This is a genomic window from Methylobacter sp. (assembly GCF_004322395.1).
In the GTDB taxonomy this organism is placed as follows: domain Bacteria; phylum Pseudomonadota; class Gammaproteobacteria; order Methylococcales; family Methylomonadaceae; genus Methylobacter_A.
The window spans coordinates 1-7,932 of record NZ_SCTW01000090.1; the positions used below are offsets into that span (position 1 = coordinate 1).

A 7,932-nucleotide genomic window follows, 5' to 3' on the forward strand; every position below is an offset into this window, starting at 1 on the left:
AAACAGGCCGCAAGGCGTTAGTTCCGTTTATTACCGCAGGTGACCCAAGACCTGATTTTACTTTGCCGATGATGCACGCGATGGTTGAGGCAGGCGCCGATGTGATCGAACTGGGTGTGCCGTTTTCCGATCCTATGGCGGATGGGCCGGTCATCCAGCGAGCTAGCGAGCGCGCTTTGGAACACAAAATGAGCTTGAGACGGGTTTTAGCTATCGCGACAGAATTTAGAAGAACCAATCAACACACGCCGGTGGTGTTGATGGGCTATGTGAATCCTATTGAAGCCATGGGGTACGAAGATTTTGCCAATGCTGCGCAACGAGCCGAGATTGATGGTGTTTTAACTGTTGATTTGCCGCCGGAAGAGGCGGAAGAATGCGTTGCCTTGCTTAAGGCACGCGATATCGATCCGATTTTTCTGTTAGCACCGAACAGCAGCGATGAGCGGATTAAAAAAATGGATACCGCCGGTAGCGGTTATATTTATTACGTTTCTCTGAAAGGTGTAACCGGTGCAGGGCATTTGGATATTGCAGATGTCGAAACCAAGCTCAACCAAATCAGGGCAAATACGCGTTTGCCTGTTGCTATAGGTTTTGGCGTTAAAGATGCTCAAACAGCAAAGACTGTTGCGGGATTGGGTAACGGTGTAGTCATCGGCAGTGCCCTGATCAGCAAAATTGAAGCGAATCCGGATGATCCTGAACGTGCCAAAAAAGAAATAGTCGAGTTATTGGTAGCCATGCGCCAGGCAATAGATAGCTAAAGTCTGGTTTGGAACACGATGATGAAACACGATGGGGCATATGAATGAGTTGGTTTGAGAAGTTAATCCCTTTAACAATTAGAACGGAAGGGTCGAATAAAAAAGGCGCTGTGCCTGAAGGATTGTGGAATAAGTGCCCTAGCTGTAATGCGATTCTTTATAACACGGAGCTGGAAAGAAATTTCAGCGTTTGCCCGAAATGCGAGCATCATATGCGTATTTCGGCCAGAACGCGGCTGAATATGTTTTTGGACGAGGGGGGGCATGAAGAGATAGGCAAAAATGTTAAGCCTGTCGATCCGCTAAGATTCAAAGACAGTAAAAAATATAAAGATCGAACTACGCAAGCCCAAAAGCAGACGAAAGAAAATGATGCGCTGGTTGTGATGAAAGGCCAGTTAAAAGGCCGTGATATTGTTGCAGCCGCCTTTGATTTCGGCTTTATGGGCGGATCAATGGGCTCGGTAGTCGGCGAAAAATTTGTTCGCGGCATCAACAAAAGTTTGGAATTGGGTGTGCCATTTATCGTATTTACGGCCAGTGGCGGCGCGCGTATGCAAGAGTCGCTGTTTTCGTTGTTTCAGATGGCGAAAACCAGTGCGGCATTAACCAAGTTGTCCGATGCAGGTCTTCCGTATATTTCGTTTATGACCGACCCAACCATGGGCGGCGTTTCAGCCAGTTTAGCCATGTTGGGCGATATTAATGTAGCCGAGCCCAATGCTTTGATCGGTTTTGCAGGCCCACGTGTTATAGAGCAAACCGTCCGTGAAAAATTGCCGGAAGGATTTCAGCGTAGTGAGTTTTTACAAGAGCACGGCGCTATCGATATGATTATCGACAGACGTGAAATGCGCGATAAAATAGCCGATATTCTGGCTATGCTGATGGCGGCTAGAGACCAAATCCACCTCAGTCCCCCTTTGTCACAGGTGGAAGCCGAAGACACAGGAGGATTTGAAATTGAAACGGATGATGGTTCGTATCCTCTGGATCAGGAAGACTGATTTTAATATCGGTTAATGATACGTTTTGATTCGTTACAAGATTGGCTAAAGTGGCAAGAAAGCTTACATCCTTTAGTGATCGATTTGGGGTTGGAGCGGGCTGCACAGGTTTTCCATGCGCTTAACCCTGATTATGTCAAACCTCCGACTATTACCGTTGCAGGAACCAATGGCAAAGGTTCGTCTATTGCTTATCTTGAGGCCATTTATATGGCGCAAGGCTATCGGGTAGGAGCTTATACCTCGCCGCATATTCTAAAATATAATGAACGGATAAAAATAGGTGGAAAACCGGTATCGGACGAGGAAATTTGCGAAGCATTTGCAAGAATAGAGTCGGTACGGGGCAATACCTCATTAAGTTATTTTGAATTTGGCACATTGGCTGCGTTGGATATATTTCGACGGGCCGATGTCGATGTTCAGTTGCTTGAAGTCGGTTTGGGCGGACGTTTGGATGCGGTCAATATTGTCGATCCCGATGTGGCCATGGTTGCAAGCATCAGTATTGATCATGTTGAGTGGCTGGGCGGTACACGAGAAGCCATAGGACGGGAAAAAGCGGGAATTTTCCGAGCAACAATTCCTGCTATCACGGGGGATCCGGCTCCTCCGGAATCATTAATACAAAGCGCTATCGAACAGCATGCCTCATTGTATTGTATCGGCAAAGATTTTGGTTATAAAAAGCAGGCAACAAGATGGGACTGGTTTTATGGTGACAAGCAAATGTTACAATTGCCGGAACCGGGGTTAAAAGGAGAACATCAGTATCGCAATGCATCGTCAGTTATTTTAGCGGTGACTAAAATGTCCGAAGCATTACCGGTATCAGAAGCTTCGATTAAACAGGGCTTGGAGAATGTCCGGTTAGCCGGTCGATTCCAACTTATTGATAGCGAAATCCCAGTGTTGCTGGATGTGGGGCATAACCCTCAGGCAGTTAGAACATTGGCCGATTACGTGACAGCTGTTTTCCCCGATAGACGTATTCATGCTGTTTTTTCGATGATGAAAGACAAGGACATTGCAGGCGTCCTTGAAATTATGAATCCAGTAGTTTACGACTGGTTTTTTGCCCCTTTGGCAAATCCCAGGACGGCTACTGAATCGGTTATGCGTGAGATTTTTTCACAAAGTCCGGTATCCAGGGTTTCTTTTGGTTTTGCTGGTTTTACTGAGGCATTTTCTGCTGCAAAAAACCAGTCGCAGGAGGGCGATTTGTTATTGGTTTTTGGATCTTTCTTTTTGGTATCTGAGTGCTTGATTGAATTTGAGAATAAGTGAGTAGACGAAATGGATCATGAATTAAAACAACGTTTAATTGGCGCCGTTGTTGTTACGGCTCTATGTGCTATTTTTATCCCGATGCTGTTCGATGATCCTGTCGATAATAGTGGTCAATTAGTGAGTGAGCTGAATATTCCAGCTCCAGTTGATCCGGATACTGATAAGGCCGGTAAATTGCCGAGTAATGCCGAGCGGGTGTTAAAATCGGCGGATCCGGAACCTTTAACTACAGAACCTGTCGGCGATACCCTTGAGAGTACCGGTGCAGTGGAAGAGGTGCCCGAAGAAGCGGAGAAACAGGCTCGTTCCGGAGAATCTTTGTATGCCGAATCCGAAGGCTATACCCGTGAAGATGCAGGTACAGAGGAAGCCGTTGAACAACCCATCGCCGAGCCGGAAGAAAATCAGCCAAAGCCGCATCCAAAGCAGGCTTCCGCAGAGCGCCCTTTACCGGCAGAAACAGGGGACGGCGCCCGCAAAAATATTGTCCCCAAAGCACAGGTCAGGGACATTAAGGTAGAAGCAATGGCTCAAGAATCTGCAAAAGTTAAAAAAGTACCTGAAACGGTAAAACCAATAATAGTTAAAAAGACTGAAAATGAGCCTTTAACCGGCAGCAAAGATGCTGGACCTAAAGTCAGCACTTATGCCGATGCAACAAAACAATCGGCTCTTAAACAGCCTAATACAGCAAAGATTCTGGCTGCTGCTGTTGCGGAAGCAAAAAAGCCGACAGTTGTACCGAAAGAGAGTCCAAAATTGGTGCGTTGGTATATTCAAATTGGTAGCTTCACTAAAAGAGAAAATGCAATGTCTCTTTGGGATAGCCTACGTGAACAAGGTTTGCCGGCTTCACTGGATACCGTTCAAACTGATAAAGGAACTTCATATCGGCTTCGGGTAGGCCCAGAGCTTGACGGAAAAAAAGCAGCGGCAATGAAGTTGAGACTGGACAAACAGAATATAAAAGCAATCCTGATTTCTGAGTAATACGAGATTAAGTTTAGAATAAAAGCATGATCTGGATTGATTTTACCTTCCTAGGGCTGTTTTTTATTTTTTTTGTAATCGGATTGTTGCGCGGATTCATTAAAGAAGTTTTTTCGTTAGCATTCTGGATATTGGCAGTCTGGGTAAGCTTAAACTTTACCCGCGAGTTTTCTTATTTTCTGGAATCGTCCATCAGTCATCCGTCAGCCAGAATGATTGCATCTTTTATGGCTTTATTTGCAATTACATTGTGCTTTGGCGGTCTAATAGGCTTTTTATTGAATATATTGGTTAAAAACACCGGATTAACCATCATGGATCGCTTCGGAGGTATGATTTTCGGGGTGATTCGCGGCATGGTCGTTGTTACTGTTGTTGTCATACTGGCGGGATTGACGCCTTTGACCAATGATTCCTGGTGGACAGAGTCGATCATGATTCCACCTTTTCAATCGTTCGCTGTATGGTTGCGAGATCATATTTCGTCAGGCGTGGCGGAATACATCAGGTATCGTTAACTTCTTCTGCTAGTTCCTATCAAACAATGCAAGGTTAAAAAATAATGTGTGGTATTGCTGCTATCGTTTCACATCAAACTGTCAATCAGGAATTATATGATGCGCTGACAGTATTGCAACATAGGGGACAAGATGCCGCAGGCATTGTGACATGCGAGGCCGGGCGGTTGCATTTACGCAAGGAAAACGGTTTGACGCGCGATGTGTTTACCAATGCGCAAATGTTGAAATTGAAAGGCAATATGGGAATTGCTCATGTTCGTTATCCAACGGCGGGTTGTACCAGTTCTGCAGAAGCGCAGCCTTTCTACGTAAACTCTCCGTTTGGTTTGACGCTTGCGCATAACGGCAATTTGACCAATACCGAGGAGCTGAAAAAGGCCTTGTTCGTTGAAGATCAACGGCATATTAATACCGATTCCGACTCTGAAGTTTTGTTGAATGTTTTTGCTCATGAATTGCAGAGTTTAGGTAAATTGCATTTAACTGTAGACGACGTTTTTCAGGCCGTTTCCGGTGTACATCGCCGTTGCCGCGGGGCTTATGCTGTTGTGATTATGATTGCCGGGTTTGGCATTTTAGGGTTCAGGGATCCTCACGGCATTCGCCCCATAGTGTTTGGGGCGAGAAAAACCGAACACGGTTCGGAATTCATGATCGCCTCTGAAAGTGTTGCATTGGATGTATTGGGCTTTGAGCTTATTAGAGACATAGAACCTGGCGAAGCAGTCTTTATAGAAGAATCAGGCATGCTACACACCAAACAGTGTGCTGAAAAGATAGATCACTGTCCGTGTATTTTCGAATACGTTTATTTTGCCCGGCCGGATTCAATTATTGATCGTATTTCGGTCTATAAGGCACGTCTGCGTATGGGCGAGAAGCTGGCCAAGAAAGTACAAAGAGACTGGCCTGATCACGACATTGATGTAGTTATTCCGATTCCCGACACCAGCCGAACAGCGGCTTTGCAGATGGCAAACCTGCTGGGCGTAAAGTATCGTGAAGGTTTTATAAAAAACCGCTATATCGGCCGGACATTTATCATGCCGGGTCAGAAAATGAGAGAAAAATCGGTCAAGCAAAAGCTAAACGCCATTAGCCTCGAGTTTGAAGGCAAAAATGTATTGCTGGTCGACGACTCAATCGTCAGAGGCACAACGTCCGAGCAGATTATCCAGATGGCCCGGGATGCCGGTGCTAAAAAAGTGTACTTTGCCTCTGCCGCGCCTCCGGTCCGGTATCCCAATGTTTACGGCATTGATATGCCGGCCGCACATGAACTGATTGCCCATAATCGTACTGAAGCCGAGGTATGTTCAGCAATAGGAGCAGACCGGGTGATTTATCAGGAACTGAATGATCTGATTGATGCCGTTCGTAGAGGCAACCAGGATATCAAGCACTTCGATACCTCCTGTTTTAGTAAAGAATATATTACCGGTGATATTGACGATGCGTATCTGGAGCGCACCGAGGCGTTGCGAAATGACAACGCACAAGCACAACGAAATTCGGAAAATTTCATCATCGAAATGCAAAACGGTGATTGAGGGGAGCAATGCGAAAAAAGGCAAAAGGCGAAGGACGAAAGGCAAAGAGCAGTCATCGAAGTCTGTTTTTTGTCTTTCGTCCTTCGCCTTTTGTCTGATCTTTTTAACAAATAAATACGCTTAAAAAAATGAAAGACATTAACTGGAACGACTACACTCTGGAAACACAGGCTATAAGAGCCGGGCATAAACGTACTCATGAAGATGAGCACAGCATACCGATTTTTGCCACATCCAGTTATGTGTTCAGCAGTGCCGAAGAGGCTTCTTTGCGTTTTACCGGGCAGAAACCGGGTAATATCTATTCGCGATTTACCAATCCAACCGTTAACGCCTTTCAGGAACGGCTGGCGTTGATGGAGAAAGGCGAGCGTTGCCTGGCTTTTTCATCAGGCATGGCGGCTATTATGGCGGTCGGTATGGGGCTGCTTAAAGCGGGCGATCATGTGGTGTGTTCGCGCGGCGTATTCGGCAATACCGTATTGATGTTTCAGAATTACTTCAGCAAATTCGGAGTTGAAACCGACTTTGTAGATTTGATCGATACGGCGGCCTGGGAAGCGGCGATCAAACCGAATACCCGGTTTTTGTTTCTGGAAACGCCGTCCAATCCTTTAATCGAAATTGCCGATATTTCCATACTTGCTGACATCGCCCATAAACACGGTTGCTTGCTGATCGTCGACAACTGTTTTTGCACGCCTGTGCTGCAAAAGCCTTTGGAATTAGGCGCGGATATTGTGATTCATTCGGCAACAAAATATATAGACGGGCAGGGGCGTTGTGTCGGCGGCGCCGTCGTTGCCAGTGAAGAGATCATAGAAAAGTATATTTACCCCTATCTTCGCACCGGCGGCGCGACCATGAGCCCTTTTAACGCTTGGGTATTTTTGTCCGGGTTGGAAACGCTGGCGATCAGGATAAAAGCGCATTGCGACAGCGCTTTTGAACTTGCCCTTTGGCTGGAGCAACAGGCCGGTATCGCCAAAGTGCATTATCCTGGCTTGGTATCGCATGCGCAGCACGAACTAGCTAAACGTCAGCAAAGCCATTTCGGAGGCGTAGTCAGTTTTGAACTGACCGGCGGCAAAGAACATGCCTGGAAATTGATCGATGCCACCGAAATGCTGTCCATTACCGCAAACTTGGGCGACGTTAAAACCACGATTACTCATCCGGCAACCACCACGCATGGCCGATTAACGACGGAAGTCAGGGCTGCCGCAGGTATTAAAGACGGCTTGGTGAGAGTTTCGGTAGGCTTGGAAAACCTTGAAGATATTAAAAAGGATATTCTGAGAGGTTTATAAAACCTGCTGGGCTTCTTGTTTAGGTATGATATTTTCCTGCTTTAACAAGATACGAACCGGAATGTTTGGCGCGAAAAGCTGTTGCTCGACTTGACTTAGTCTTTTGCAGCTTGGACAACAGCTTTTCGTTGCTCAACGTTCCGGTAATGATGCGAGATGGACAACCCTGAAATCCATTTCCATATTGAAATTTCTGGCGTAAAAAAGCATGTCCAACCTACTGGGCCTCGCTATCGCCCCCCTACATATTGCGCTTACCGTGTTGCCGGACAAGCAGCAAACTCGCAAGAAGGCGGTACTCGGCTTACAAATGAGCCGTCAGCACACTGTTTTGCATCTAGAGTACATACTACATCGGTGGTGCAACTTTCGGTCGGTATCACCGAATAGGCCGTGGTCTGCGGATTGGGACGAATAGTACGCAGTTGGTTTATAAAAGCATCAAAGTCTTCTATCTGTCCAAAGGTAGTTGCTTCAGCGCAGGCTGAAAATCCTCC

Annotated in this window: 7 protein-coding genes and 1 pseudogene; 7 read left to right on the forward strand and 1 reads right to left on the reverse strand. The window is 46.3% G+C overall.

The window, feature by feature from the left end:
- The 7 genes from trpA to EPO18_RS12400 all read left to right on the forward strand — a co-directional run.
- The coding region (gene trpA / locus EPO18_RS12370) for a tryptophan synthase subunit alpha (RefSeq protein WP_292433684.1) at window positions 1–767 on the forward strand (767 nt) is incomplete at its 5' end.
- 44 nt (window positions 768–811) lie between these two features.
- Window positions 812–1,774: an acetyl-CoA carboxylase, carboxyltransferase subunit beta gene (gene accD / locus EPO18_RS12375; protein WP_292433685.1), complete on the forward strand. Its 963-nt coding sequence runs from the start codon at window positions 812–814 to the stop codon at window positions 1,772–1,774.
- Window positions 1,775–1,789: 15 nt separating this feature from the next.
- Window positions 1,790–3,061, forward strand: coding sequence for a bifunctional tetrahydrofolate synthase/dihydrofolate synthase (gene folC, locus EPO18_RS12380; protein ID WP_292433686.1), 1,272 nt, complete (start codon window positions 1,790–1,792; stop codon window positions 3,059–3,061).
- A 9-nt stretch (window positions 3,062–3,070) separates the two neighbouring features.
- Window positions 3,071–4,054 (forward strand): SPOR domain-containing protein, encoded by a 984-nt coding sequence (locus tag EPO18_RS12385; RefSeq protein ID WP_292433687.1) that lies wholly within the window; start codon window positions 3,071–3,073, stop codon window positions 4,052–4,054.
- Window positions 4,055–4,080: 26 nt separating this feature from the next.
- Window positions 4,081–4,572, forward strand: a complete 492-nt coding sequence (locus tag EPO18_RS12390; protein WP_292433688.1) for a CvpA family protein — start codon at window positions 4,081–4,083, stop codon at window positions 4,570–4,572.
- 44 nt (window positions 4,573–4,616) lie between these two features.
- Complete coding sequence (gene purF, locus EPO18_RS12395) at window positions 4,617–6,125, forward strand: amidophosphoribosyltransferase (RefSeq protein ID WP_292433689.1); 1,509 nt, start codon at window positions 4,617–4,619, stop codon at window positions 6,123–6,125.
- 128 nt (window positions 6,126–6,253) lie between these two features.
- Window positions 6,254–7,435 (forward strand): O-succinylhomoserine sulfhydrylase, encoded by a 1,182-nt coding sequence (locus EPO18_RS12400; protein WP_292433690.1) that lies wholly within the window; start codon window positions 6,254–6,256, stop codon window positions 7,433–7,435.
- Window positions 7,436–7,689: 254 nt separating this feature from the next.
- On the opposite strand, the pseudogene EPO18_RS12405 reads toward EPO18_RS12400, so the two are convergent.
- Window positions 7,690–7,932: pseudogene (locus tag EPO18_RS12405) on the reverse strand (hypothetical protein); the annotation flags it as partial.